The 24,551-nt window shown below is 67.9% G+C and carries 23 protein-coding genes and 1 pseudogene; 16 read left to right on the top strand and 8 right to left on the bottom strand.

What is annotated here, in order from left to right:
- Positions 1 to 152 (bottom strand): annotated as a pseudogene (locus A9X04_RS06530) (TetR/AcrR family transcriptional regulator); the annotation flags it as partial.
- Between the two features lie 222 nt (positions 153 to 374).
- Between A9X04_RS06530 and A9X04_RS06525 the strand changes: the two are divergent.
- Genes A9X04_RS06525 through purD form a run of 5 tightly spaced genes read left to right on the top strand, consistent with a single transcriptional unit; the run spans position 375 to position 5,219 of the window.
- Positions 375 to 1,844, top strand: a complete 1,470-nt coding sequence (locus tag A9X04_RS06525) for an aldehyde dehydrogenase (protein ID WP_067918848.1) — start codon at positions 375 to 377, stop codon at positions 1,842 to 1,844.
- Between the two features lie 13 nt (positions 1,845 to 1,857).
- On the top strand, positions 1,858 to 2,607 hold the full coding sequence (locus A9X04_RS06520; RefSeq protein ID WP_067918847.1) for an SDR family oxidoreductase: 750 nt from the start codon (positions 1,858 to 1,860) through the stop codon (positions 2,605 to 2,607).
- Complete coding sequence (locus tag A9X04_RS06515; RefSeq protein WP_067918846.1) at positions 2,604 to 3,461, top strand: NAD(P)-dependent oxidoreductase; 858 nt, start codon at positions 2,604 to 2,606, stop codon at positions 3,459 to 3,461. The genes A9X04_RS06520 and A9X04_RS06515 overlap by 4 nt, the downstream gene beginning before the upstream one ends.
- Positions 3,461 to 3,895 (top strand): carboxymuconolactone decarboxylase family protein, encoded by a 435-nt coding sequence (locus tag A9X04_RS06510; protein WP_067761468.1) that lies wholly within the window; start codon positions 3,461 to 3,463, stop codon positions 3,893 to 3,895. The genes A9X04_RS06515 and A9X04_RS06510 overlap by 1 nt, the downstream gene beginning before the upstream one ends.
- Positions 3,896 to 3,950: 55 nt before the next feature.
- On the top strand, positions 3,951 to 5,219 hold the full coding sequence (gene purD, locus A9X04_RS06505) for a phosphoribosylamine--glycine ligase (RefSeq protein WP_067918845.1): 1,269 nt from the start codon (positions 3,951 to 3,953) through the stop codon (positions 5,217 to 5,219).
- Here purD and A9X04_RS06500 read toward each other — a convergent pair.
- Both A9X04_RS06500 and A9X04_RS06495 read right to left on the bottom strand, forming a co-directional pair.
- Complete coding sequence (locus tag A9X04_RS06500) at positions 5,216 to 6,799, bottom strand: gamma-glutamyltransferase family protein (RefSeq protein WP_067918844.1); 1,584 nt, start codon at positions 6,797 to 6,799, stop codon at positions 5,216 to 5,218. The genes purD and A9X04_RS06500 overlap by 4 nt on opposite strands.
- Before the next feature lie 176 nt (positions 6,800 to 6,975).
- On the bottom strand, positions 6,976 to 7,893 hold the full coding sequence (locus tag A9X04_RS06495) for an alpha/beta hydrolase family protein (protein ID WP_067918843.1): 918 nt from the start codon (positions 7,891 to 7,893) through the stop codon (positions 6,976 to 6,978).
- A gap of 73 nt (positions 7,894 to 7,966) precedes the next feature.
- On the opposite strand from A9X04_RS06495, the gene A9X04_RS06490 reads away from it, so the two are divergent.
- Positions 7,967 to 8,629, top strand: a complete 663-nt coding sequence (locus tag A9X04_RS06490) for a TetR/AcrR family transcriptional regulator (protein ID WP_067918842.1) — start codon at positions 7,967 to 7,969, stop codon at positions 8,627 to 8,629.
- Here A9X04_RS06490 and A9X04_RS06485 read toward each other — a convergent pair.
- Positions 8,563 to 9,309 carry a DUF429 domain-containing protein gene (locus A9X04_RS06485; protein WP_067918841.1) on the bottom strand — a complete coding sequence of 249 codons (747 nt, stop codon included), beginning with the start codon at positions 9,307 to 9,309 and terminating at the stop codon, positions 8,563 to 8,565. The two genes, A9X04_RS06490 and A9X04_RS06485, sit on opposite strands and share 67 nt — an antisense overlap.
- A gap of 40 nt (positions 9,310 to 9,349) precedes the next feature.
- On the opposite strand from A9X04_RS06485, the gene purB reads away from it, so the two are divergent.
- Genes purB through A9X04_RS06470 form a run of 3 tightly spaced genes read left to right on the top strand, consistent with a single transcriptional unit; the run spans position 9,350 to position 13,028 of the window.
- Positions 9,350 to 10,768: an adenylosuccinate lyase gene (gene purB, locus A9X04_RS06480; RefSeq protein WP_067918840.1), complete on the top strand. Its 1,419-nt coding sequence runs from the start codon at positions 9,350 to 9,352 to the stop codon at positions 10,766 to 10,768.
- On the top strand, positions 10,765 to 12,012 hold the full coding sequence (locus A9X04_RS06475) for a cytochrome P450 (RefSeq protein WP_067918839.1): 1,248 nt from the start codon (positions 10,765 to 10,767) through the stop codon (positions 12,010 to 12,012). Before purB ends, A9X04_RS06475 begins: the two co-directional genes overlap by 4 nt.
- Entirely contained in the window at positions 12,009 to 13,028 is a 1,020-nt protein-coding gene (locus tag A9X04_RS06470; RefSeq protein ID WP_067918838.1) for a tellurite resistance/C4-dicarboxylate transporter family protein, read from the top strand. Before A9X04_RS06475 ends, A9X04_RS06470 begins: the two co-directional genes overlap by 4 nt.
- Here A9X04_RS06470 and A9X04_RS06465 read toward each other — a convergent pair.
- On the bottom strand, positions 12,993 to 13,613 hold the full coding sequence (locus tag A9X04_RS06465) for a hypothetical protein (protein WP_067918836.1): 621 nt from the start codon (positions 13,611 to 13,613) through the stop codon (positions 12,993 to 12,995). The genes A9X04_RS06470 and A9X04_RS06465 overlap by 36 nt on opposite strands.
- A gap of 64 nt (positions 13,614 to 13,677) precedes the next feature.
- On the opposite strand from A9X04_RS06465, the gene A9X04_RS06460 reads away from it, so the two are divergent.
- A complete protein-coding gene (locus A9X04_RS06460) occupies positions 13,678 to 14,565 on the top strand; it encodes a phosphoribosylaminoimidazolesuccinocarboxamide synthase (RefSeq protein ID WP_067918834.1) in 888 nt (295 codons plus the stop codon).
- Positions 14,562 to 16,712, top strand: coding sequence for a S9 family peptidase (locus A9X04_RS06455; protein WP_067918832.1), 2,151 nt, complete (start codon positions 14,562 to 14,564; stop codon positions 16,710 to 16,712). The genes A9X04_RS06460 and A9X04_RS06455 overlap by 4 nt, the downstream gene beginning before the upstream one ends.
- Positions 16,713 to 16,728: 16 nt before the next feature.
- Here the strand turns inward: A9X04_RS06455 and A9X04_RS06450 are convergent, their stop codons facing one another.
- Together A9X04_RS06450 and A9X04_RS06445 are read right to left on the bottom strand one after the other, a co-directional pair.
- Positions 16,729 to 18,348, bottom strand: coding sequence for a DHA2 family efflux MFS transporter permease subunit (locus tag A9X04_RS06450; protein WP_067918849.1), 1,620 nt, complete (start codon positions 18,346 to 18,348; stop codon positions 16,729 to 16,731).
- Between the two features lie 155 nt (positions 18,349 to 18,503).
- Positions 18,504 to 20,123, bottom strand: coding sequence for a DHA2 family efflux MFS transporter permease subunit (locus A9X04_RS06445; protein ID WP_067918830.1), 1,620 nt, complete (start codon positions 20,121 to 20,123; stop codon positions 18,504 to 18,506).
- Positions 20,124 to 20,269: 146 nt separating this feature from the next.
- On the opposite strand from A9X04_RS06445, the gene A9X04_RS06440 reads away from it, so the two are divergent.
- The gene (locus A9X04_RS06440; protein WP_067918828.1) at positions 20,270 to 20,974 is read left to right on the top strand and encodes a DUF2334 domain-containing protein; all 705 of its coding nucleotides are present in this window, start codon (positions 20,270 to 20,272) and stop codon (positions 20,972 to 20,974) included.
- 48 nt (positions 20,975 to 21,022) lie between these two features.
- Positions 21,023 to 22,690, top strand: a complete 1,668-nt coding sequence (locus tag A9X04_RS06435; protein ID WP_067918826.1) for an FAD-binding dehydrogenase — start codon at positions 21,023 to 21,025, stop codon at positions 22,688 to 22,690.
- Between the two features lie 14 nt (positions 22,691 to 22,704).
- On the opposite strand, the gene A9X04_RS06430 is transcribed toward A9X04_RS06435, so the two are convergent.
- Complete coding sequence (locus A9X04_RS06430; protein ID WP_067918824.1) at positions 22,705 to 23,343, bottom strand: MBL fold metallo-hydrolase; 639 nt, start codon at positions 23,341 to 23,343, stop codon at positions 22,705 to 22,707.
- On the opposite strand from A9X04_RS06430, the gene A9X04_RS06425 reads away from it, so the two are divergent.
- From A9X04_RS06425 to A9X04_RS06415, 3 genes are all read left to right on the top strand, one after another.
- Complete coding sequence (locus A9X04_RS06425) at positions 23,320 to 24,054, top strand: ATPase (protein WP_082972702.1); 735 nt, start codon at positions 23,320 to 23,322, stop codon at positions 24,052 to 24,054. The two genes, A9X04_RS06430 and A9X04_RS06425, sit on opposite strands and share 24 nt — an antisense overlap.
- 61 nt (positions 24,055 to 24,115) lie before the next feature.
- Positions 24,116 to 24,355 (top strand): phosphoribosylformylglycinamidine synthase subunit PurS, encoded by a 240-nt coding sequence (gene purS, locus A9X04_RS06420; RefSeq protein WP_067918820.1) that lies wholly within the window; start codon positions 24,116 to 24,118, stop codon positions 24,353 to 24,355.
- Positions 24,352 to 24,551 (top strand): phosphoribosylformylglycinamidine synthase subunit PurQ (locus A9X04_RS06415; RefSeq protein WP_197499040.1); only part of this gene is annotated, 200 nt, incomplete at its 3' end. The genes purS and A9X04_RS06415, both read left to right, overlap by 4 nt.

The raw sequence follows: 24,551 nt of genomic DNA, 5'->3' as shown, positions 1-24,551 counted from the left end.
ACCGTCAGGTCGGCGTAAGACTTCTCGCGGAGCGTCTCGATGCCGGCCGCGAGCACCTTGCGGAAGGTCTCCTCCTGCCGGCGGTTGCGCGCCGGCAGGCCGGTCTGGTGATCGGCCTGCGACGTGATCGCCACCAGTGCATCGCTGGACACATGTCCAAGCTATCGGACTGACTCGGACTGAGGCAAGCCCGACCGGTGAAGATGCCGGTTAATGTGGTGTTTTTGGCGCGTCGCCGCCGTAGCCGGGATCGGCCCTTGCACCGCCGACGCCCCGGCGGCTATGGTTCCATCGGAGAATATCGGACAACTGTCCATCGAAATGTCTCCTGGATTTCGCGTAGTCAATGTGGTCCGCACAGACGGGAGCGGGAGATGGCCTTGCTGGCCGACGGCGTGAGTGCACTCTTCATCGACGGCAAGATGTCGCCCGGCAGCGCCGGCACCTTCCCGACGATCAACCCGGCGACCGAGGAGGTGCTCGGGGTCGCGGCCGATGCCGACGCCAACGACATGGGCCGCGCCATCGACGCCGCGCGCCGCGCTTTCGACGAGACGGACTGGTCACGCAACACCGAGCTGCGGGTGCGATGCGTCCGCCAGCTGCAGCAGGCGATGCAACGGCACCTCGAAGAGTTGCGCGACCTGACCATCGCCGAAGTCGGCGCGCCGCGGATGCTCACCAGCATCGCCCAGCTCGAGATCCCGGTCAGCGACCTGGCCTTCGCGGCGGACACCGCCGAATCCTATGTCTACAACCAGGATCTCGGCCTGGCGTCGCCGATGGGCATCCCCACCCGGCGCACCATCGCCCGTGAGGCCGTGGGCGTCGTCGGCGCCATCACCCCGTGGAACTTCCCCCACCAGATCAACCTCGCCAAGATCGGGCCCGCGCTGGCCGCCGGCAACACCGTCGTCCTCAAGCCCGCCCCTGACACCCCCTGGTGCGCGGCTGTGCTGGGGGAACTCATCGCCGAGCACACCGACTTTCCGCCCGGCGTCATCAACATCGTCACGTCCAGCGACCACGGCGTGGGCGCGCTGTTGGCCAAAGACCCTCGGGTGGACATGGTTTCGTTCACCGGGTCGACCGCTACCGGCCGCAGCGTGATGGCCGACGGCGCCGCGACCATCAAGAAGATCTTCCTCGAGCTGGGCGGCAAGTCGGCGTTCATCGTCCTGGACGACGCCGACCTGGGCGGCGCGGTGGGCGTGGCCGGATTCTCGGTCTGCATGCACGCCGGGCAGGGCTGCGCGATCACCACCCGGTTGGTGGTGCCGCGGGCGCGGTATGACGAAGCGGTTTCCATCGCGGCCGCGACAATGGGCGGCATCAAGGCCGGCGACCCCACCGATCCCGGAACCATCTGCGGGCCGGTGATTTCCGCGCGCCAGCGCGACCGGATCCAGGGCTATCTCGACTCGGCGATCGCCGAGGGCGGAACGTTCGCCTGCGGGGGCGGGCGGCCGGCCGACCGTGACGTCGGCTTCTTCATCGAGCCCACGTTGATCGCGGGGCTGGGCAACGATGCCCGCTGCGCGCGTGAGGAGATCTTCGGCCCGGTCCTGACGGTGATCCCGCACGATGGCGACGACGACGCCGTGCGCATCGCCAACGACTCGCCATACGGGTTGTCGGGCACCGTGTTCGGCGCGGACCCGGACAGGGCGGCGACCGTCGCAGCGCGGGTTCGCGCGGGCACGATCAACGTCAACGGCGGCGTCTGGTACTCGGCCGACGCGCCGTTCGGCGGTTACAAGCAGTCCGGAAACGGCCGCGAGATGGGCCTGGCCGGTTTCGAGGAGTACCTGGAGACCAAGACCATTGCGACGGCCGTCAACTAGAGGAGTTTGAAGCATGCGATTCGAGAACAAAGTCGCCATCGTCACCGGGTCCGGCGGCGGCATCGGCCAGGCCTACGCGGAGGCGCTGGCCCGGGAGGGCGCGGCGGTCGTCGTGGCCGACATCAAGGCAGAGGCGGCGCAGGGAGTGGCCAAGCAGATCGTGGCCGACGGCGGCACCGCCCTTGCCGTCCCGGTCGACGTGTCCGACCCGGCGTCGGCCAAGGCGATGGCCGACCGCACACTGGCCGAATTCGGCGGCATCGACTATCTGGTCAACAACGCGGCGATCTTCGGGGGCATGAAGCTGGACTTCCTGCTCACCATCGACCCCGATTACTACAAGAAGTTCATGAGCGTCAACCTCGACGGTGCGTTGTGGTGCACCCGCGCGGTGTACAAGAAGATGGCCAAGCGTGGCGGCGGGGCGATCGTGAACCAGTCGTCCACCGCCGCGTGGTTGTACTCGAACTACTACGGCCTGGCCAAGGTCGGCATCAACGGCCTGACCCAGCAGCTCTCCCGCGAACTGGGCGGCCAGAACATCCGCATCAACGCGATCGCGCCCGGGCCCATCGACACCGAGGCCAACCGGACCACCACGCCGCAGGAGATGGTCGCCGACATCGTCAAGGGTCTGCCGTTGTCTCGCATGGGAACTCCCGAAGACCTGGTCGGAATGTGCCTGTTCCTGCTGTCCGATGAGGCGTCGTGGATCACCGGGCAGATCTTCAACGTCGACGGCGGGCAGATCATCCGGTCATGACTGAGCACGCGAAGCTCGGGTACATCGGCCTGGGCAACATGGGCGCGCCGATGGCCAGCAAGATGACCGAATGGCCCGGCGGAGTAACGGTTTACGACATCAGGACCGAGGCCATGACGCCCCTGGCCGAGAAGGGCGCCGGGCTGGCCGACAGCGTCGCAGACGTCGCGGCCGCCGACATCATCCACGTCACGGTCTTGGACGACGCGCAGGTGCGCGAGGTGGTCGGCGAACTGGCGGCTCACGCCAAGCCCGGCACGGTCATCGCGATCCACTCGACCATCAGCGATACCACGGCCGCGGAACTGGCCAGCGATCTGAAACCACGGGGGATCCACATCGTCGACGCGCCGGTCAGCGGAGGCGCGGCCGCCGCCGCGAAGGGTGAGCTCGCCACCATGGTGGGGGCCGATCGCGAGGTGTACGAGCGGATCAAGCCGGCGTTCAAACACTGGGCAGCGGTCGTCATCCACGCCGGCGAGCCGGGCGCGGGGACACGAATGAAGTTGGCGCGCAACATGTTGACGTTCACGTCGTATGTCGCGGCGTGCGAAGCGATGAAACTGGCCGAGGCGGCGGGCCTGGACCTGCAGGCGCTGGGCCGGGTGGTCCGTCACACCGACGCCCTCACCGGCGGGCCGGGAGCCATCATGGTCCGCAACGACATGAAAGACCTTGAACCAGAAAACTTCCTGTACCAGCCCTTTATGCACACCCGCGGCCTCGGCGAAAAAGACCTGAGCCTGGCGCTAGGTTTGGGCGACGCGTTGTCGGTCGACCTGCCGCTGGCCCGGTTGGCTTACGAGGGGCTGGCGGCCGGCCTCGGGGTGCCACACACAGAGAAAGAGGCGTGATGGACGAACTTCGCCGCAAGGGCCTCGAGAAGATGAACGAGGTCTACGGCTGGGAGATGCCCAACATCGAGGGTGACGCGTACTTCGACCTGACCGTCGACCACCTGTTCGGCAGCATCTGGACGCGACCGGGGTTGTCGATGCGCGACAAGCGCATCATGACGCTGACGGCGGTGACCGCGGTCGGGAACCGCGACCTGGCCGAGATCCAGATCAACGCCGCGCTGCTCAACGGGGAGCTCACCGAGACCGAGCTGAAGGAGATGGCCGTCTTCCTCACCCACTATCTCGGGTTCCCGCTGGGTTCGGCGCTCAACGGCGCCGTCGACGCCGTCGTCGCCAAGCGCAGGAAGGCCGCGGCGAAGGGCGCCGGAGAGGACAAGAAGGCCAACGTGGACGCCGCCCTGAAGATGCACTCCGGGGACAAGGACTGACCCGAATACGGGTGCCGTGGGCGTGCGGCATTTGCCCGGGCTAGTCTGACGTGTCGTGCGAGTCCTGGTAATCGGTTCGGGCGCCCGTGAACATGCGCTGCTGCTGGCGCTTCGGAAAGACCCGCAGGTCACGGCACTAATCGTCGCCCCCGGCAATGCGGGCACCGCCCGGGTGGCCGAGCAGCGCGACGTCGACATCAGTTCGGGTGACGACGTCGTCGCCCTGGCCCGTGACGTCCGGGCTGATCTGGTGGTCATCGGTCCCGAAGTACCACTCGTGCTGGGCGTGGCCGACGCGCTGCGCGCCGCGGGCATCGTCTGCTTCGGGCCCAGCAAGGATGCCGCCCGGATCGAAGGGTCGAAGGCGTTCGCCAAAGAGGTCATGGCCGCGGCGGGCGTGCGGACCGCGGCCAGCGAAACCGTCGACAACCCCGCCCATTTGGATGTGGCCCTGGACCGGTTCGGGCCGCCGGCGGGCGACCCGGCCTGGGTGGTGAAGGACGACCGGCTGGCCGCGGGCAAGGGCGTGGTGGTGACCGCGGATCGCGGGGTGGCCCGCGCGCATGCCGCCGCGCTGCTCGAGGCGGGCCACCCGGTGCTGCTGGAGTCTTACCTGGACGGTCCCGAGGTGTCACTGTTCTGCGTCGTCGACGGCGAGACCGTGGTGCCGCTGTTGCCTGCGCAGGACTTCAAACGTGTCGGCGAGGGCGATACCGGACCCAACACCGGTGGCATGGGCGCCTACGCACCGGTTCCGTGGCTTCCCGACGAGCTGTACCGGGACATCGTCGCCAACATCGTCGAACCCGTTGCGGCCGAGATGGTTCGGCGGGGCAGCCCGTTCCGCGGGTTGCTGTACGTCGGGCTGGCGATCACCGCAAAAGGACCGGCGGTGGTGGAATTCAACTGCCGGTTCGGCGATCCGGAGACCCAGGCCGTGCTGGCGCTGCTGGAATCGCCGCTCGGGCAGCTGCTGTACGCGGCGGGTGCCGGCCGGCTCGCCGACTTCGGTGACCTGCGTTGGCACGAGGGCGCCGCCGTCACGGTGGTGCTGGCCGCGGAGAACTATCCCGGCCGCCCCCGCGTCGGTGACGTGATCACCGGCGCGGAGACCGAGGGGGTGTTGCACGCCGGTACGGCGCGACGCGACGACGGCGAGGTCGTCTCGTCGGGCGGTCGGGTGCTCTCGGTGGTGGGCACCGGCGCCGACCTCGCTGCGGCCCGAGCGCAGGCGTACCGGCTGATGGGGTCGATCCGGTTGCCCGGCAGCCACTTTCGGCGCGACATCGCGCTGTTGGCCGCCGAGGGCAAGATCAGCGTCTAGAACCCCGCGGCCTGGCCGTCGCGGCGTGGATCGCTCGCCGCGAAGTAGCCGCCGTCGAGTCGCCAGATCGCCTGACAGCTGCCGAACTGGTTGTAGTCGTCCACCGCAACCAGGTCATGCCCGCGGCGGCCGAGCTCGTCCAGCGTCGCGGCGGGGAAGCCTTTCTCGCAGGCGACCTGCAGGCCCTGCACCCAGCGGAACCGTGGGCCGTCACACGCGGCCTGGGGATTCTGCCCCTGGTCGGCGATGCGCACCATCACCTGGGTGTGCCCCTGAGGTTGCATCGTTCCGCCCATCACGCCGAAGCTCATCACCGGGGCGCCGTCTTTGGTGACGAAGCCCGGGATGATGGTGTGGTAGGGCCGTTTGGCGGGCCCGACCCGGTTCGGATGACCCTCAGCGGCAACGAAATTCGCCCCTCGGTTCTGCAGTGATATGCCGGTGCCCGGCACCACGACACCCGATCCGAATCCCATGTAGTTCGACTGGATCATCGACACCATCATTCCCGCGGCGTCGGCTGCGGTCAGATAAACGGTTCCCCCGCCCGGCGTGCCCGCCGACGCCGGCAGCGCCCGCCCCCGGTCGATCAGGGCCGCGCGCTGCCTCAGGTAGTCGGCGTCGAGCAGCTGTTGCGGATGCACCGGCATGTGCTCGATGTCGGCGACGTAAGCCTGCGCGTCGGCGAATGCCAGCTTCACCGCCTCGATCTGAAGGTGCACGCTGTCGGCGGAATCGACCGCGAGCGAAGCCATGTCGAAGTGCTCCAGGATCCCCAGGGCGATCAGGGCCACGATCCCGTGGCCATTGGGCGGGATCTCGTGCACGGTGTAGCCGCGGTAGGGGCCACTGATGGTGCCCACCCAGTCGGCGCGGTGAGCGGCGAGGTCGCTGGCCCGCATCACGCCGTCGTTGGCCGCTGCGTGCGCCTCGAGTTGGGCGGCCAGCTCGCCGCGGTAGAACGCCTCGCCATTGGTCGCGGCGATCTTCTCGAGCGTGGTGGCCTGTTCGGAAAACTGGAACCGCTCACCGGGTTTCGGTGCCCGCCCCCCGGGCATGAATGCCGCCGCGAAGCCGGGCTGTTGTTCGAACAGCGGGAGCTGCGCCTTCCATTGGTCCGCGACGGTCGGCGATACCAGAAACCCGTTGCGGGCGTATCGGATTGCAGGCTCGAAGAGTGTGCCGAACGGGAGCTTGCCAAACTTGGCATGCAGTTCGGTCCATGCCGACACCGCGCCCGGGACGGTCACCGCGTTCCAGCCCAGCGCGGGAACGGCCTTGGCGCCGAAGTATTCCGGTGTCCAGGCGGCGGGCGAGCGGCCGGACGCGTTCAGCCCGTGCAACTGCCGGCCATCCCAGACGATGGCGAAGGCGTCGGAGCCGATGCCGTTGGACACCGGCTCCACCACGGTGAGGGCGACGGCGGTGGCGATGGCCGCGTCGACCGCGCTACCACCCTCGGCGAGCATTCGAAGGCCCGCTTGGGCGGCCAGCGGTTGTGATGTGCACACGACGTTTTCCGCCAGCATCGGTTTCCGCGGCCAGGCGTACGGGAAGTTCCAGTCGAAGGGCGCGGTCACCCTGCGATCGTCGCACGAGTCCTCAAGCGGGCCCAACGGAAATCCGGCCCGCGAAAGGCATTGTGTTCTCCCCGACTTTGATATCGCGCGCGATATCAAGTTTCACAATTGCATGATGCCCGTGTGCTGGTGCCGAAGTGACTGGCGTGACGGGGGGACACCCCCAGGCCCAGGCCTCAGGCCGTCAGTAGCGGCGCCATCCAGGTCAACTCGGCCGGCAGCTGCGAGCTCCAGAACTCTCCGTTGTGCCCGCCGGGCGAGAACCCGCCCGCGGGCGGATGGGGCAGCTGCGCGATGAACTGCTTGGTCGCGGCGTAGAACGGGTCGCTGTCGCCGCAGTCCACCCGGATTGGAATCGACGCCAGCGCAGGCATCCCGAACACCGAGTTCGCCGCGAAGTCGTCGGGCCCGTCGAACGCGCCCGGCGCGGCCGCACCGGAGGAGAGCCACAGTGCGGGACTGACCGCGCAGATCGCCGCGGTGCGTGCCGGACCCAGCCGGTCGCCGAGCAGCAAGGCGCCGTAGCCGCCCATCGACCATCCCAGAAACGCCACCCGCGAGGTGTCCAGGTTCTGGCTCCCGAGCATCGGAATGAGCTCGTCGAGCACCATGGCCCCGCTGTCCTCGCCGGAAGCCCGCTTGTGCCAATAGCTGCCACCGCCGTCCACGGCGACCACCGCAAACGGCGGCAGCCCCGCGTTGACGGCCTGCGCCAAACCCTGTTCCACGCCGCCGGCCATCACCGTGGACGCATCACTGCCCTTGCCGTGCAGCGCGATCACCGGTCGCAGTGCCTTGGTCTGGCCGGGCGGGCGCGCGATGGCCCAGTTGGTGTTGATCCCGCCGCGCGCCGCAGAAACGAAGGAACCCGTCACCATGGTGGGTGCTGGTTGCCCCGGGGGAGCGGGCTCGAGAGGCGCGCTCGGCGGCGGCGCCAGCGGCCCCTGGGTGCCGACCGGTGACAGCGGCACGGCCTGAGATGGTCGGGGCTTGAACAAAATGTCGAGCCCATACGTGCCCACTGCGCCCGCGGCGGCGCCGGCGCCGAGGCCCAGCAAGGCGCGGCGGCTCATTTCGGGCATGCGGGCCATCATGCCACGTTGGTCTCGCGGGCCGTTTGACGGAAATGGCAATGCAGTACCACTTTGACTGGCACGATGGCTACTCGTGACCTCAGCAGTCACTCCCAAGGGAGAACGTCGACGGTATGCGCTGGTGAGCGCCGCCGCCGAGTTGCTCGCCGAAGGCGGATTCGATGCGGTGGGTCACCGCGCGGTCGCTCGGCGCGCCGGACTGCCGCTGGCGTCGACGACGTATTACTTCTCGTCCCTTGACGATTTGATCGCGCGCGCCGTCGAACACATCGCGATGATCGAGGTGGCGCAGCTGCGGTCTCGGGTCTCCGCCCTGTCCCGACGGCGTCGCGGACCCGAAACCATCGCCGAGGTGTTGGTCGACCTGCTGGTCGGAGACGTGTCCAGCCCGGCGCTCAGCGACCAGTTGATCTCGCGCTACGAGCGACACATCGCGTGCACCCGGCTCCCCGCGTTGCGCGAGACCATGCGTCGCAGCCTGCGGCAGCGCGCCGAGGCCGTGGCCGAGGCCATCGAGCGTTCGGGCCGCACGGTGCACATCGAGCTGGTGTGCACGCTGATCTGTGCGGTCGATGGCTGCGTGGTGTCCGCTTTGGTCGAGGGCCGCGACCCTCGCGCGGCGGCGGTGGGAACGGTGGTCGATCTCATCGACGTGCTCGCGCCCATTGATCAGCGGCCGGTCCGGTCGGCCGGCAACGACGGCGTCACGATGTACCCGGTGGCGAAGTCCCCGTAAATCGTTACCTCCGCCGGGCGGCGCTGCGCGAACAACGCCACGTAGGCGCAGACGACGGCATCAACCGGATCCTCGGCGCGGCGGAGCTCGCTCTTGCGCTGGGCGGTGGTCACGCGGTGGCGCAGCCGAACCCAATCCTCATGACCCGCCACGCGCAAGGGCACCGGTGCGTGCGCGAGCTTTTCGATGCCGTCCATCAGCAAGAGCAGCTCGGACCTGAGCTGGTCGACTCCCCGGCCCGGCTTGGCCTTGTACTTGAGCGTTCGCGCCAGCCGGAAGAACACCACGGTGGCCGGATGCGGGTAGACCTCGATGGCGCGGCGCGGTGCCGCTGACCGTGGGTCCATGTCGAGCCCCATCGCGTGCGCCAAGCGCGCCGCGCGCGGCCCGTCGGCGAACTCCGGTTTCGCCGTGTTGGCCGGGTGCGCCCCGGCCTCGAACCTGCGGAAGTCGCGGTTGAGTGCGGCCTCGGCGGGACGCTGGCCCGTCGGGTTGGTCACCACGAGCGGAGCGTCGAAGGCGACAACGCAATCCCCCCGCACATGGGGCGACAACGCGGCGAGCACATCGGCGTCATCGCCGGCGGCGCCGATGTGCACCAGGAGGCCCCTCGAGTCGACGACCGCGACGCCGGTGGGGTTGCGCCCGGCCCAGGCCAGATCGACGCCGGCGAAGTACATCCTGCCTAGGGTAGAGCGGCGGATCGTAAGCTCTATGTCTGTGAGCATTCCGAATGTCCTGGCCACCCGGTACGCCAGCGCGGAAATGGTCGCGATCTGGTCGCCGCAGGCCAAGGTCGTCGCCGAGCGCCGGCTGTGGCTCGCGGTGCTGCGCGCGCAGGCGGAGCTTGGGGTGGACGTTCCGCAGGACGCCATCGCCGACTACGAGCGGGTGCTCGAGGACGTCGATTTGTCCTCGATCGCCGAGCGCGAGCGGGCGCTGCGCCACGACGTGAAAGCCCGCATCGAGGAGTTCAACGCGCTGGCCGGGCACGAGCACGTGCACAAGGGCATGACCAGCCGCGACCTGACCGAGAACGTGGAGCAGCTGCAGATCCGGCGATCCCTCGAAGTGGTCTTCTCCCATGGGATCGCGGTGGCGGCGCGGCTTGCCGAGCGCGCGGTGGAATACCGCGACCTGGTGATGGCCGGGCGCAGCCACAACGTCGCCGCGCAGGCCACCACGTTGGGCAAGCGGTTCGCGTCCGCCGCGCAGGAGACGCTGATCGCGCTGACCCGGCTGCGCGAGTTGATCGACCGCTACCCCCTGCGCGGGATCAAGGGCCCGATGGGCACGGCCCAGGACATGCTGGACCTGCTGGACGCGAACCCGGCCAAGCTGACCGAACTCGAGCGACGCGTGGCCGAATTCCTCGGCTTCGCAACCGTTTTGACCAGCGTCGGGCAGGTCTACCCCCGTTCGCTCGACCACGACGTGCTGTCCGCTCTGGTGCAGCTGGGTGCGGGCCCGTCGTCGCTGGCCCACACGATCCGGCTGATGGCCGGGCACGAGCTCGTCACCGAGGGATTCGCCCCCGGCCAGGTCGGCTCGTCGGCGATGCCGCACAAGATGAACACCCGCAGCTGCGAACGGGTCAACGGGTTGCAGGTGGTGCTGCGCGGTTACGCCTCGATGGCCGCCGATCTGGCGGGCGCGCAGTGGAACGAGGGTGACGTGTTCTGTTCGGTGGTGCGCCGGGTTGCGTTGCCTGACAGCTTCTTCGCCATCGACGGGCAAATCGAGACGTTCCTGACGGTGCTCGACGAATTCGGCGCCTACCCCGCGGTGATCGCCCGCGAGCTGGATCGCTACCTGCCGTTCCTGGCCACCACCAAGGTGCTGATCGCCGCGGTCCGGGCCGGAATGGGCCGCGAGGCCGCGCACCATGTGATCCGCGAACACGCTGTCGCCACGGCCCTGGCCATGCGCGAGCGCGGCGCGGAACCCGATCTGCTGGATCGGTTGGCCGCCGACGAGCGGCTGCCGCTGGACCGGTCCGCGCTCGATGCCGCGCTCGCCGACAAGGAGGCGTTCGTCGGTGCGGCCGGTGACCAGGTGGACGAGGTGGCGGCGATGATCGACGCATTGGTGAGCCGCTATCCGGACGCCGCCAAGTACGCGCCGGGCGCGATCCTGTGACTCTCGCCGGGGCGCTCGCGGGGATCGACTTCACCGATCTCGACAACTTCGCCAACGGTTTTCCCCACGAGCTGTTCGCCATCCACCGGCGCGAAGCGCCCGTGTACTGGCACGAGCCGACCGACAACACCCCCGACGGCGAGGGCTTCTGGTCGGTCGCCACGTATGGGGAAACGCTCGAGGTGCTGAAGGATCCGGCGACCTACTCGTCGGTCACCGGCGGCGGGCGGCCATACGGAGGCACGCTGCTGCAGGACCTGGCCATCGCCGGCCAGGTACTGAACATGATGGATGACCCGCGTCACTCGCAGATCCGGCGACTTGTCAGCTCGGGGCTGACGCCGCGGATGATCCGGCTGGTCGAAGACGATCTGCGGGCACGGGCGCGCCGGCTGCTCGATGCCGTGGTGCCCGGCGAACCGTTCGACTTCCTGGTTGACATCGCCGCAGAGCTGCCGATGCAGATGATCTGCATCCTGCTGGGAGTGCCCGAGTCCGAACGGCATTGGCTGTTCGAGGCCATCGAGCCGCAGTTCGACTTCGGCGGTTCGCGCAAGGCCTCGCTTTCTCAGCTGTCGGTAGAAGAGGCCGGGTCGCGGATGTACGACTATGGCCGGCAGCTGATCTCATCGAAGCGGGCGGAGCCGACCGAGGACATGCTGTCGGTCGTCGCGAACGCGATGGTCGACGATGCGGATGCGCCATCGCTATCGGATCTCGAGCTGTACCTGTTCTTCAGCCTGCTCTTCAGCGCCGGCGCCGAGACGACGCGCAACGCGGTCGCCGGCGGGCTGCTGGCGCTGGCCGACCATCCGGAGCAACTGCGGGCGCTGCGTGGGGATCTCGACACGCTGCCGACCGCCGTCGAGGAGATCGTGCGGTGGACGTCGCCGTCACCGTCCAAGCGCCGCACCGCCACCCGCGACGTCACGCTCGGCGGACAGCCGATCCTGGCGGGGCAGAAGGTTCAGATCTGGGAGGGTTCGGCGAATCGCGACGCCGACGTATTCGAGCGCGCCGACGAATTCGACATCACCCGAAAGCCGAACCCGCACTTGGGATTCGGGCAGGGTGTCCACTATTGCCTGGGCGCCAACCTGGCCCGTCTCGAACTGCGGGTGCTCTACGAGGAGCTGTTTTCACGGTTCGGGGCGGTACGGGTGGTGCGGCCGGTGGAATGGGCTCGCAGCAATCGGCATACCGGCATCCGGCACCTGGTGGTGGAACTCTCCGAGGAGCGGTGAGGATCGGACCCGCCGATGTCGAGCCGACACCGGACGTCTTCGCCGCCGTGATGGCAACCGGCATCCTGTCGATCGCCGCGCGCGACCACGGCTATGGCCGGATCAGTGACACGCTGGGCGTCGTCGCGACCGCCGGCCTGGCCGTCCTGACGCTCCTGGTGGTCGCAACGGTGCTTGGCAGGCGTCGCACCTCGCGCTGGGACGCGACGGACCCGGATGTCACCCTTCGGTTGTTCACCTTCGTCGCCGCCTGCGCGGTCATCGACACCCGGCTGCAGTCCGACGTGTGGGTGCTGCGGACGCTCGGCGCGGTTGGGCTGTGCTCGTGGCTGGCGCTGATCGCGCTCAGTTCGCGGAACATGTTGACGCGCCGATGGGCGACGCTGCGCAACCATGCCCATGGGGCGTGGGAACTGGGCAGCGTCGGAACCTCTGGGCTGGCGATCGTGATCGCCCGGGCGGCGTACCACACCGGACATCGCTGGTGGGTGGCCGTTGCCGTGGCCGTGTGGGTGATCGCCATCCTCATCTACGCGCTGATGACCTGGCTGATCCTCTGGCGGGTGGTCAGCGAAAGGCAGGACCGGGACGGATTCGAGCCGGACAGCTGGATCCTGATGGGCGGCATGGCGATTGCGACGCTGGCCGGTGACAGCATTCATCCCCTGGCTCCGGCCTGGCTGGCCGGGCCGGTCCGCACGGTCACCGTCGTGACGTGGTTGGCGGCCACCTTGTGGATACCGCCGCTGATCTACTTCGGCCTGCACCGGATCAGCCGCCGTCCCAATATGCTGCGGTTCGCCGGCGTGTGGTGGGCTTTCGTCTTTCCGCTTGGTATGTATTCCGCGGCCAGTTACGCCATGGCGGCCGAGACCGGCCACCCATCCCTGCTGACGGTTTCGCTGGTGTTCTTCTGGGATGCGTTGGCGGCGTGGCTCATTGTCCTCGTCGCGGGGCTGCTGCTCTTCGGTCGCGCGCTGCTAAGCGCGGCGGATCGAGATGCCGGCCGCCCGTAGTTCGAGCGCCGCCAGGGCCCGGATGGTGAGCGGATCTTCCCGGCGCCACCCGCCGACCGGATCCACGCTGATGGCGGCGAGCTGCCGCGGCGCCCGGTTCGTCAGGGCCCGCAGGGCCAGCAGTTGCTCACCGGCCGGGGTCGCTGCCAGGGCGCTCACCGTCAGCTTGCGTCGAAAGAACCGCAGCCGCAGCAAGAGCCACGGCACGTCCGCCACCAGGATCGGGACCGCGACGACGGCCATCGCGAGCAGGATCGCCAGCCAGCTCGCGGTGGAGTCCAGGTCGTGACCGGCGCCGGCAAGATCCAGGGCCGCCTGGCTCGCGGAGTTCAGCGGCTTGCTGATCGCGTCGCCCACCAGGGGGATGTGCTGGGTGTCGTGACCGGCCGACGCCAGATTGCCGGCGAGGCCGTGCGCCCCGCTCTCGACCTGCCGGCCGGCCTCGGCGATCGTGGACACGGCGTCATAGACGGCCAGCCCGACCAGTAGCCAGAGCGCCGTCCACATGATGACGGCGAAATCGCTCAGCAGCTGGGCCATCAGTCGGCCGGGCCGGGTGGAGTAGGGCAGCAACCGCGGTGTCATACTCCCGATCCCAGCACAGCTCCCGACGGATGTGCCCTTCTGAGGTGCCGGATAGGCTAACCCGATGCGACCTGCACTGTCCGACTACCAGCACCTGGCCAGCGGCAAGGTACGCGAGATCTATCGTGTCGACGACGAACACCTGCTGCTGGTCGCGACCGACCGGATCTCGGCGTACGACTACGTCCTCGACAGCACGATCCCGGACAAGGGCCGCATCCTGACCGCGATGAGCGTCTTCTTCTTCGGTCTGGTCGACGCGCCCAACCATCTGGCCGGTCCGCCGGACGACCCACGCATCCCGGACGAGGTCCTCGGCCGTGGGCTGGTGGTGCGGCGGCTGGACATGCTCCCGGTGGAGTGCGTCGCGCGCGGTTATCTCACCGGGTCGGGATTGCTGGATTACCAGGCGACCGGGAAGGTCTGCGGCATCGCCCTGCCGCCCGGCCTGGTCGAGGCGAGTAAGTTCGCCGAACCGCTGTTCACTCCGGCCACCAAGGCCGCGCTGGGGGATCACGACGAGAACATCTCGTTCGACACGGTGATCGAGTTGGTGGGTGCGGTGCGTGCCAACCAGCTGCGCGACCGCACGCTGCAGACCTACGTTCAGGCCGCAGACCACGCCCTGACGAAGGGAATCATCATCGCCGACACCAAGTTTGAGTTCGGCACCGACCGCGATGGCAACCTGCTGCTGGCCGACGAGATCTTCACGCCCGACTCGTCGCGATACTGGCCGGCCGAGGATTACCGGGTGGGGGTGGTGCAGACGAGTTTCGATAAACAGTTCGTCCGTAACTGGCTCACCAGCCCCGAGTCCGGCTGGGATCGCCACGGCTCGCAGCCGCCACCGCCGCTGCCCGAGCACATCATCGACGTCACGCGGGACCGTTATATCGACGCCTACGAACGCATTTCCGGCCTGAGCTTCGGTGACTGGATCGGCGCATGACGGAAGCGCGCGCCGATGCAGCGCCCCGCGGGCGGGAAGTGCTTCCAGTGCCACCCGTCGCCAAGCGGCACGACACCAGACGCGAGCATCACGGCGACGTCTTCGTCGACCCCTACGAATGGCTGCGCGACAAGTCCGACCCCGAAGTCATCGCCTACCTCGAGGCGGAAAACGGCTACGTCGACCAGATGACGGCCGATCTCGAGCCGTTGCGGCAGAAGATCTTCGATGAGATCAAGGCGCGTACCAAGGAGACCGACCTGTCGGTGCCGACGCGGCAGGGCTACTGGTGGTATTACGCTCGCACTTTCGAAGGAAAGCAGTACCGGGTCCAATGCCGTTGCCCGATAGCCGGTCCCGATGACTGGGATCCGCCGGCCTTGGAGGAGGACACGGAGATTCCCGGCGAGCAGGTCCTGCTCGACTCCAACGCCGAGGCGCACGGCCATGAGTTCTTCGCACTCGGTGCCGCCACCGTCAGCCTCGATGGGAACCTGCTGGCGTATTCGGTCGACGTCGTCGGCGACGAACGCTACACGCTGCGGTTCAAGGACCTGCGCACCGGCGAGCTGTATCGCGACGAGATCCCCGACATCGGGGCGGGAGCGACATGGGCGGCCGACAACCGCACCGTCTACTACCTGACCCTGGATGCTGCCCACCGCCCCGACAAGGTCTGGCGCTACCGCGTTGGCTCCGGTGAGCCGGCGGAGCTGGTGTATCACGAGGCCGACGAACGGTTTTGGCTTGGCGTGGGGCTGACCCGCAGCGAGGCCTACATCTTCATCGCATCGGGCTCGTCCATCACCTCCGAGTACCGGTATGCCGATGCCGCCGATCCGCATGCCCGGTTCACCGTGGTGCTGCCACGGCGCGAGGGCGTCGAGTACTCGGTCGAGCACGCGGTGGTCGGCGGGCAGGACAGGTTCCTGATCCTGCACAACCAGGGCGCGGTGAACTTCATGCTGGCCGAGGCGCCGGTCGACGACCCGACCCGGCAGCGAACGCTGATCGGCCACCGCGACGATGTGCGGCTCGACGGGGTGGATGCCTTCGCCGGCCATCTGGTGGTCAGCTACCGGCGAGAGGCGCTGCCGCGGCTGCAGGTATGGGACATCGAACCCGAGGGCCGATTCGGTGAGCCCGAGGAGATCGCGTTCGACTCCGAGTTGATGTCGGCCGGTACGGCCGGCAACCCGAGCTGGGATGCGCCCAAGCTGCGGATCAGGGCGGGGTCGTTGGTCGTTCCGGCGCGGGTGTACGACGTCGATTTCGCCACCGGCGAACGTACCTTGCTGCGCGAGCAACCCGTGCTCGGTGGTTACCGCATCGCCGACTACGTGGAGCGGCGTGACTGGGCGCTTGCCGACGACGGCGCCCGAATCCCGGTGTCCATCGTGCACCGCGCCGGCATCGAATCTGAGGCGCCGGCCCTGCTTTACGGATACGGCGCCTACGAGATGTGCATCGATCCCAGCTTTTCCATCGCACGGTTGTCGCTGCTGGACCGCGGCATGGTGTTCGCCATCGCCCATGTCCGCGGTGGCGGTGAGATGGGTCGGCCGTGGTACGAACACGGCAAGCTGCTGGAGAAGAAGAACACCTTCACCGACTTCGTCGCGGTGGCAAGGCACTTGGTCGACACGGGGGTCACGAGGCCCCAGCAACTGGTGGCGTTGGGCGGCAGCGCGGGCGGCCTGCTGATGGGGGCGGTCGCCAACCTGGCGCCGGATCTGTTCGCCGGGATCCTCGCGCAGGTCCCATTCGTCGACCCGCTGACCACCATCCTGGATCCCTCGTTGCCGCTGACCGTCACCGAATGGGACGAATGGGGAAACCCGTTGCAGGACAAGGACGTCTACGTCTACATGAAGTCCTATTCGCCTTATGAGAATGTCGAGACCAAGCGATATCCGGCCATTCTGGCGATGACTTCGCTGAACGACACCAGGGTCTACTACGTCGAGCCCGCCAAGTGGGTGGCGGCGTTGCGGCACGCCAACGGCAACGGCAGTCCGGTCCTGCTGAAGACCCAGATGAACGCCGGGCACGGCGGAGTCAGTGGTCGCTACAAGGCGTGGCAGGAAACCGCATTCCAGTACGCCTGGCTGCTAGCCGTCGCGTCCGGTCACCGCGACGGCGGCTAACACGGCGATTGCGGGCTCACTCGCCGGCTACGTGGGCCGGCACCTTTTTCGGCAAGAACCACGCCGGGATCATCGTCAACGCGACCAGCACGACAGCCAGCACGTAGACCACCGTGTACGCGTGGGAGAGGCTGTTCATGAGGTTGCTCGCGAAATCCGGGCTGGTCGTTAGCCGTGGAATGGCGGACGGATCGACCGGCTGCCCGCGCCTGGCGGCCTCACCTTGCAGCTCCGCCAACTTGTTGGCGCTGGCGATGTACGCGTTGTGGTTGAACTGATTGGTCAAGATCACCGCCATCAGGGCGGCTCCGATCGAGCCACCTATCTGTTGGTTGACGCTCATCAGCGTCGTCCCGCGGGCGATCTGCTGCGGCGCCAGGGATTGCATGAGCACCGCATTGAGCGGCGTCGTGGTGAAGCCGATGCCCAGGCCCATGACCGTCAACCCGGCTAGCAGCGTCGGTTGGTAGGCGGCCTGCCTGGCCACTCCGAAGGTGAATATGCCGAGGCCGGCGGCCATCAGCGCGAGGCCGACCACGACGATCTTGCCCGGCCCCCGTCGGTCCACGTAGGCCCCGCCGAGCGGCATGGTCACCAGGGCACCGACCCCTACCGGCACCATGTGCAGCCCGGCCTGCATCGGGGTCTCGTGGAGCACCACCTGGAAATAGCTCGGGACCAGCAGCCCGGCGCCCACGAAGGCGACGGCGAACACCAGCAACGTCACATTGACCTCTGTGACCACCCGGTTTCGGAAAAGCCTCAGGTCGATCAGCGGATGATCCGCGCGATACCAGGCATGCCAGACGAACGCGACGATCAAGCCCAGCCCGAGGAGCGCCGGTATCAACACGTAGCGGTCGGCCACAGTGCCGCGGCCCGGGATGGACGACACGCCGATCAGGAACGCGGCCACGCCGGGCGACAGCAGCAGCACCCCGACGAAGTCGAAGGCCTCCGACGGGGACGAGCGGTCTTTGGCGAACATGATCGCCGCGAGAGTGAACGCGACGAGCCCGACCGGCAGGTTCACCAAAAAGATCCATTTCCAGCCGTACGTATCGATCAGCCAGCCGCCCAGAATCGGGCCACCGATGGGGCCGAGCAGAATCGGAAGGCCACCGATCGCCATCAGCCGACCGACGCGCTTCGGTCCGGCCTCGCGCGTCAAGATCACAAAGCTCAGCGGTAACAGCATGCCGCCGCCGATACCTTGGACCACGCGAAAGATGATGAGGGTCAGAATATTTGGTGCCAACGCGCACAGGAGCGAGCCCAGCGTGAACAGCAAGACCGAACCCATGAACAGCCGTTTGGTGCCGAAGCGGTCGGCTGCCCAACCCGTTACCGGGATCACCGTCGCAAAAGCGAGCATGTAGCCGGCGATTGTCCAGGAGACGATGGCCTGGGTGGAGCCGAATTGCGCGAGGAACGTGGGCTGCGCGACGAGCACGACGGTGTTGTCGAGGATCGCCATGATGCAGGCCAGCCCGCACACCCCGGCGATGCGGAGCAGCGCAGCGTCCAGTTTGTCGGGAGACTCGCGTCTGTCCGTGTCCGCTCGCGCGGTTGAACCGGGGTGGCCCGCGGCATCGGAAGGGGCGGAATAGGCCTTCTGCATCGTGCTGCCGAGCATATCGAGTCCCATACCCGTCCGCGGAACCTTTTAGCCGTTTGATTACACCGGCGCCTTTTTCTCGCTGGCCAGGCCGGTGACCGGTGGTCGCACGCTAAACGGACGTCCGTCCAGATCCGGTATTGGAACGCCTTGACGCTGCCGTGCTGACGGGGCTATTCACCCACTGTTTGGCTCGCCGGCTTTTTCGGCAGAAACGACGCCGGAATGATCGTCGACACCACCAAAACCACCGCGATCACAAACACCGCCGTATAGGCGTGGGACAGGTCGTGCACCACGTTGGTCCAAAAACCGGTGCTCAGCGCCTGCCGCGGTATCGCGGACTGGTCGACCGGGACCCCGGTGACGGCTGCTTGCTGCCGCAACGCTGCGAGCTTGTTCGCGGCGACGATATTTTCACTTCGGTTGAACTGGTTGGTCAGGATCATCGACATCAGCGCGGTGCCCATCGACCCGCCGACCTGGTGGCTGACGCTCATCAGCGTCGTGCCGCGGGCGATCTGATGCGGGGCCAGCGCCTGCACAGACGCGACGGACAGCGGCATCATGGTGCATCCCATGCCGAGGCCCATGATCGTCAGGCCGATCAGCAAAGTGGGCAGGTAGTCGGCCTGCCGGGCGACGCCGAAGGCGAAGGTGCCCAGCCCGGCGGTGATCACCGCGATGCCGATCAGCAGGATCTTGCCGGGCCCCTGCCGGTCCACCAACGGCCCGGTCAGCCGCATGGTCAGCATGGCGCCCAGCCCCTGAGGAATCATGCGCAAACCCGCCTGCAAGGGGGTTTGGTGCAGCACCTGCTGGAAGTAGCTGGGCAGCAGTAGGCCGGCACCGAAGAAGGCGGTGGCGAATACCAGCATCGTCACGTTGGCATGGGTGAGTACCGGGTTGCGAAACAGCCGCAGATCGATCAGCGGGTGATCGGCGCGGCGCCAGGCATGCGCGACGAACGCCGCGATCAGCGTCAGGCCGATGGCCGCCGGTATCACGACGTGGCGGTCGGCGACGGTGCCGCAGCGCGGGATCGATGAGACCGCGAACAGAAACGTGGCCAGGCCCGGCGAGAGCAGCAGCACGCCGACGAGGTCGAAGGTCTCCGACCGCGCCGCGTGGTCCCTGGGAAAGATGATCGCCGCGAGCGCCATGGTGAGGAGCCCGATCGGCAGGTTGATCAGGAAGATCCATCGCCAGCTGGAGGTGTCGATGAGCCAGCCGCCCAGGATCGGGCCACCGATCGGGGCGAGCAGCATCGGGATGCTCAGGATCGACATCAAGCGTCCGAGCCGTCGTGGCCCCGCTTCCCTTGTCAAGATCATGAAGCTCAGGGGCAGCAGCATGCCGCCGCCGGCGCCTTGAGCCACTCGAAAGACGATGAGCTGCAAGATGTTTGCGGCCACCGCGCACAGTACGGAGCCCAGCGTGAAGGCGAGCACGGAGCCGATGAAAAGTCGCTTGGTGCCGAACCGGTCGGCCGCCCACCCGGTGATCGGTATCACGGTCGCCAACGCCAGCGTGTAGCCGGTCATCGTCCAGGCGACGACGGCCTGTGAGGACGTGAATTGGTCGATGAAGGTGCGCTGCGCGACGCTGACGACGGTGACGTCCACGATCGCCATCACGGTCGCCAGGATGCAGACGGCGGAAATCCGCAACAGGCCGGCGTCCAGTTTGTCCGGGTAGTCCCGCTCACCCGCGCCCGGCTGCGGGGCGGGATCGTAGGGTAGCGGGGTGTCGGCCGCTGCGTACGGGGCCTGATCCATGGCGTTGCTTAGCATATCGAACCGATCGGCCCCGGCGTCGCCCGCAAGCCCACTGCCGCGAGCCGCGCATGGGCGGGACCTGCGGAAGCGTGGTTTCGATATACGCCTGGCGTCTGCGTGTCCTTCACCATTCCGACACCTGAGATCGTCAAACTGCGGGTGTGGCTGGAAAATTGATCGTCTCGGTCTCGGGGATCGGGGAACGTACCCTGCCCGACGTGGAGGCGTTCTGCGCGCAAATGGATGCCCGCAACGTGCCGGTGTCGCTATTGGTGGCACCCCGCCTCAGTGGTGACTACCGACTCGACCGCGACCCCAGCACGGTCGAATGGCTGACCACCCGGCGTTCCGGCGGCGACGCCATCGTGCTGCACGGCTATGACGACGCGGCCACGAAAAAGCGCCGCGGTGAGTTCGCCATTCTTCGGGCCCACGAGGCCAACCTGCGGCTGATGGCCGCCGACCGGGTGCTCGAGCATCTCGGCTTGCGCACCCGGCTTTTTGCCGCGCCTGGCTGGGTGGTGTCTCCGGGCGTCGTCAAGGCATTGCCCGACAACGGTTTTCGGATGCTCGCGGACCTGCACGGCATCACCGACCTGGTCCGGCACGCCACCGTGCGCTCCCGCGTGCTGGGCATCGGCGAAGGCTTTCTCACCGAACCGTGGTGGTGCCGGATGGTGGTGCTGTCCGCCGAGCGGATCGCCCGCCGCGGCGGCGTGGTACGGGTGGCCGTCGCCGCTCGTCATCTCCGTAAGCCGGGTCCGCTGCAGGCGATGGTGGACGCCGTCGACCTGTCGTTGATGCACGGCTGCGAACCGACGGTCTACCGCTGGCGGCGCGACAAGGCGATCCTCGACGCGGCCTGACCGAGCGCCGCCTCGACCGGCCCGGCTCGGGCGCTACCCTGGTCCGACATGAGCGACTCTTCGGCCGCGGCGTTCGGTGCCGACGCCATCATCGTCGGGGCCGGCCTCGCAGGGTTGGTGGCCGCGTGCGAGTTGGTGGACCGGGGCCTGCGGGTGGTGATCGTCGACCAGGAGAGCAGCGCCAACCTCGGCGGGCAGGCCTTCTGGTCCTTCGGCGGCCTGTTCTTTGTCGACAGCCCCGAGCAGCGCCGGCTGGGGATTCGCGACAGCCACGAACTCGCCCTGCAGGACTGGCTCGGCACGGCGGCGTTCGACCGCCCGGAAGACTACTGGCCACGCCAATGGGCGCACGCCTATGTCGATTTCGCGGCGGGCGAGAAACGCCGGTGGCTGCGTGACCGCGGCCTCAAGATTTTTCCGCTGGTGGGCTGGGCCGAACGTGGCGGGTATGACGCGCAGGGGCACGGCAATTCGGTGCCCCGCTTCCACATCACCTGGGGCACCGGGCCCGCCCTGGTTGAGACCTTCGCCCGCCAGCTTCGGGACCGCTCGACCGTGCGCTTCGCGCACCGCCACCAGGTCGACGAGTTGATCGTCGAAGGCGGTGCGGTGACCGGCGTTCGGGGCACGGTGCTGGAGCCCTCGGCCGCACCGCGGGGCGTGGCGTCGTCACGAACGCCGGTGGGGCAATTCGAGTTCCGGGCGGCAGCGGTGATCGTCACCAGCGGCGGCATCGGGGGCAACCACGAGCTGGTGCGCAAGAACTGGCCGAAGCGGATGGGCCGGATACCCGAGCAGTTGCTCAGCGGGGTGCCGGCTCACGTGGACGGCCGGATGATCGGCATCTCCCAGCGGGCCGGTGCGCGGGTGATCAACCCCGACCGGATGTGGCATTACACCGAGGGCATCACCAACTACGACCCGATCTGGCCGCTGCACGGGATCCGCATCATTCCGGGGCCGTCATCGCTGTGGCTCGACGCGGCCGGCAAGCGGTTGCCGGTGCCGCTTTACCCCGGTTTCGACACTCTGGGGACGCTGGAATACATCACCAAGTCCGGGTATGACTACACCTGGTTTGTGTTGAACGCCAGGATCATCGAGAAGGAATTCGCACTCTCGGGGCAGGAGCAGAATCCCGATCTGACCGGGCAGAGTCTGCTCGAGCTAGTTCGAAACCGGGCGCGATCCGGGCCGCCCGGACCGGTACAGGCATTCGTCGACCGGGGAGTCGACTTCGTCAGCGCATACACGTTGCGGGAGTTGGTGACCGCGATGAACAAGCTACCCGGCGTCGCGCCGCTGGACTACGCCACGGTGGAGGCCGAGGTGACCGCCCGCGACCGCGAGGTTGCCAACAAGTTCAGCAAGGACGGCCAGATCACCGCGATCCGCGCCGCGCGCGGCTACCTGGGCGACCGGCTGGGCCGGGTGGTGGCCCCGCACCGGCTGACCGATCCGAAGGCCGGGCCGATGATCGCGGTCAAGCTGCACATCCTGACGCGAAAGACGTTGGGCGGCATAGAAACCGATCTCGCGGCCCGCGTGCTGAAAGCCGACGGCACACCTCTGAACGGGCTGTACGCCGCTGGGGAGGTGGCCGGGTTCGGTGGGGGTGGCGTGCACGGTTATCGCGCGCTGGAAGGCACGTTCCTGGGTGGTTGCATCTTCTCGGGGCGCGCCGCAGGCCGCGGCGTCGCCGACGACATCGCCTAGCCTGACTGGGCGCCCTAGAAGGCGACCGCGTCCTCCTCGGGCAATACCTGGAAGTCGGTCGTGGTCATCTCGGTCAGCCGGCCGTAGTAGATGCCCCGCGCGTCCGGGGCGATGATGCCTTGATGAATGGGTACGGCACGCGCCGGTGCCACCGCGCGCAGGTAGTCGACGGCTTCGGAGATCTTCATCCATGGGGCGGCCGCGGGCGTCGCCAACACGTCTACCGGCTCGTCGGGCACGAACAGCGCGTCACCGGGGTGCATCAGCCGGGCGCGGTGATCACCATCGCCGACAAGGAACGAAATGTTTTCTATCACAGGGATTTCCGGGTGGATGACGGCATGTTTGCCGCCGACAGCACGCACCGTCAGCTCGCCGATCCGTAGCTCGTCGCCGACGTGCACCGCCTGGCACGGCGCGCCCAGCTGAGCCGTGGTCTGCGGATCGGCGTACAACGCGGCGTCCGGGTTGCCCTCCAGCAGCGCGGGCAGGCGGGTGACGTCGACGTGGTCGGGGTGCTGGTGGGTGATCAGAATGGCCGATAACCCCGTTATGCCCTCAAATCCGTGCGCAAAGGTTCCAGGGTCGAAGAGCACGCGGGTGTGGTCGAATTCCGCGAGTAGACAGGAATGGCCGAAATGTGTCAGTTGCATGATTACGATTGTGCTCTGACGGGGGTGATGCCGATGCGGGTGATCCTGGCGACCATGATCGTGGTCGGTGGCCTCGCGGTGGCCTTCATCGTCGTAGTGCCCGCACATGCCGAGCCGCAGGCGTGCCCGCCCGTATGCGACCAGATTCCCGATTCCGCGTGGATCCAGCGCCGCGCCGTACCGCTGGACCCGGTCTACGGCTGGCCCGCCCTGGCGGGGCTGGCGGCGCAGGTGACCGGCGCGACGCCCGGCCCCCGCTTCCGGTTCGAGGAGCTGTGTGCCACGCCCCCGATACCCCGGGACCCGCGCGACTCGGCGGTCGCGGCACGCGCCACAGTGACCCACCCGGACGGGCAGTGGCAGCTGCAGGCTCAGGTCCTGCACTGGCGCGGCGACACGGCCAACGGTGGCGCTATCGCAGCGTCGGTGTTCAGCAACGCCGTTGCCGCGCTGCGCTCCTGTCAGCAGCGGGTGCCGGCGCAATCACCGTCGATCACCAGCGACGAAACCACCCGGATGGCCGCGGTGATCAGCGGACCGGCGGTCATGCACACCTACCTGGTCGCCCACCCGGCCAGCAGCACGATCAGCGAGCTCACCCTCTGGTCGTCGGGCCCGCCGCAGGTCCCGTGGCCGTCGATGCCCGACGACCCGGTGCTGAACGCGATGACCGCTCCCCTGTGTGAGGCCTACATTGCCTCGTGCCCGTAGCGGTCGAGCTGCTCCTTCGCCGGTAGAGTTGGCGCCGAAACAGACCTGAGGAGGAGCGCCGGTGGGCCGGGTAGTCGTTCATGTGATGCCCAAAGCGGAGATTCTCGACCCGCAGGGTCAGGCGATTGTCGGCGCGCTCGGCCGGCTGGGTCATCCGGGGATCTCAGATGTCAGGCAGGGCAAGCGATTCGAGCTGGAGGTGGACGACACGGTCGACGACTCGGCGCTTGCCGAGATCGCGGAAACGTTGTTGGCCAACACCGTGATCGAAGACTGGACGATCAGCCGGGAGGCCCGGTGACGGCGCGAATCGGCATCATCACCTTCCCCGGGACCCTGGACGACGTCGACGCCGCCCGGGCCGCGCGCCGGGTCGGCGCCGAAGCGGTCAGCCTGTGGCACGCTGACGCCGACCTCAAGGGCGTCGACGCCGTGGTGGTACCCGGCGGTTTCTCCTATGGCGACTACCTGCGGGCCGGGGCCATCGCCAGGTTCGC

The organism is Mycobacterium sp. E3247 (assembly GCF_001667785.1).
GTDB lineage: Bacteria > Actinomycetota > Actinomycetes > Mycobacteriales > Mycobacteriaceae > Mycobacterium.
Note: the sequence above shows the minus strand (reverse complement) of the source record. Positions and strands in the feature narration are given on the sequence as shown.

Excerpts from the sequence above, each read along its gene's own strand:
- A9X04_RS06525 (WP_067918848.1), top strand. The coding sequence starts at position 375 with ATGGCCTTGCTGGCCGACGGCGTGAGTGCACTCTTCATCGACGGCAAG.
- A9X04_RS06520 (WP_067918847.1), top strand. The coding sequence starts at position 1,858 with ATGCGATTCGAGAACAAAGTCGCCATCGTCACCGGGTCCGGCGGCGGC.
- A9X04_RS06515 (WP_067918846.1), top strand. The coding sequence starts at position 2,604 with ATGACTGAGCACGCGAAGCTCGGGTACATCGGCCTGGGCAACATGGGC.
- A9X04_RS06510 (WP_067761468.1), top strand. The coding sequence starts at position 3,461 with ATGGACGAACTTCGCCGCAAGGGCCTCGAGAAGATGAACGAGGTCTAC.
- A9X04_RS06495 (WP_067918843.1), bottom strand. The coding sequence starts at position 7,893 with ATGATGGCCCGCATGCCCGAAATGAGCCGCCGCGCCTTGCTGGGCCTC.
- A9X04_RS06485 (WP_067918841.1), bottom strand. The coding sequence starts at position 9,309 with ATGTACTTCGCCGGCGTCGATCTGGCCTGGGCCGGGCGCAACCCCACC.
- A9X04_RS06465 (WP_067918836.1), bottom strand. The coding sequence starts at position 13,613 with ATGACACCGCGGTTGCTGCCCTACTCCACCCGGCCCGGCCGACTGATG.
- A9X04_RS06460 (WP_067918834.1), top strand. The coding sequence starts at position 13,678 with ATGCGACCTGCACTGTCCGACTACCAGCACCTGGCCAGCGGCAAGGTA.
- A9X04_RS06455 (WP_067918832.1), top strand. The coding sequence starts at position 14,562 with ATGACGGAAGCGCGCGCCGATGCAGCGCCCCGCGGGCGGGAAGTGCTT.
- A9X04_RS06450 (WP_067918849.1), bottom strand. The coding sequence starts at position 18,348 with ATGCTCGGCAGCACGATGCAGAAGGCCTATTCCGCCCCTTCCGATGCC.
- A9X04_RS06445 (WP_067918830.1), bottom strand. The coding sequence starts at position 20,123 with ATGCTAAGCAACGCCATGGATCAGGCCCCGTACGCAGCGGCCGACACC.
- A9X04_RS06435 (WP_067918826.1), top strand. The coding sequence starts at position 21,023 with ATGAGCGACTCTTCGGCCGCGGCGTTCGGTGCCGACGCCATCATCGTC.
- A9X04_RS06425 (WP_082972702.1), top strand. The coding sequence starts at position 23,320 with ATGGCCGAAATGTGTCAGTTGCATGATTACGATTGTGCTCTGACGGGG.
- A9X04_RS06430 (WP_067918824.1), bottom strand. The coding sequence starts at position 23,343 with ATGCAACTGACACATTTCGGCCATTCCTGTCTACTCGCGGAATTCGAC.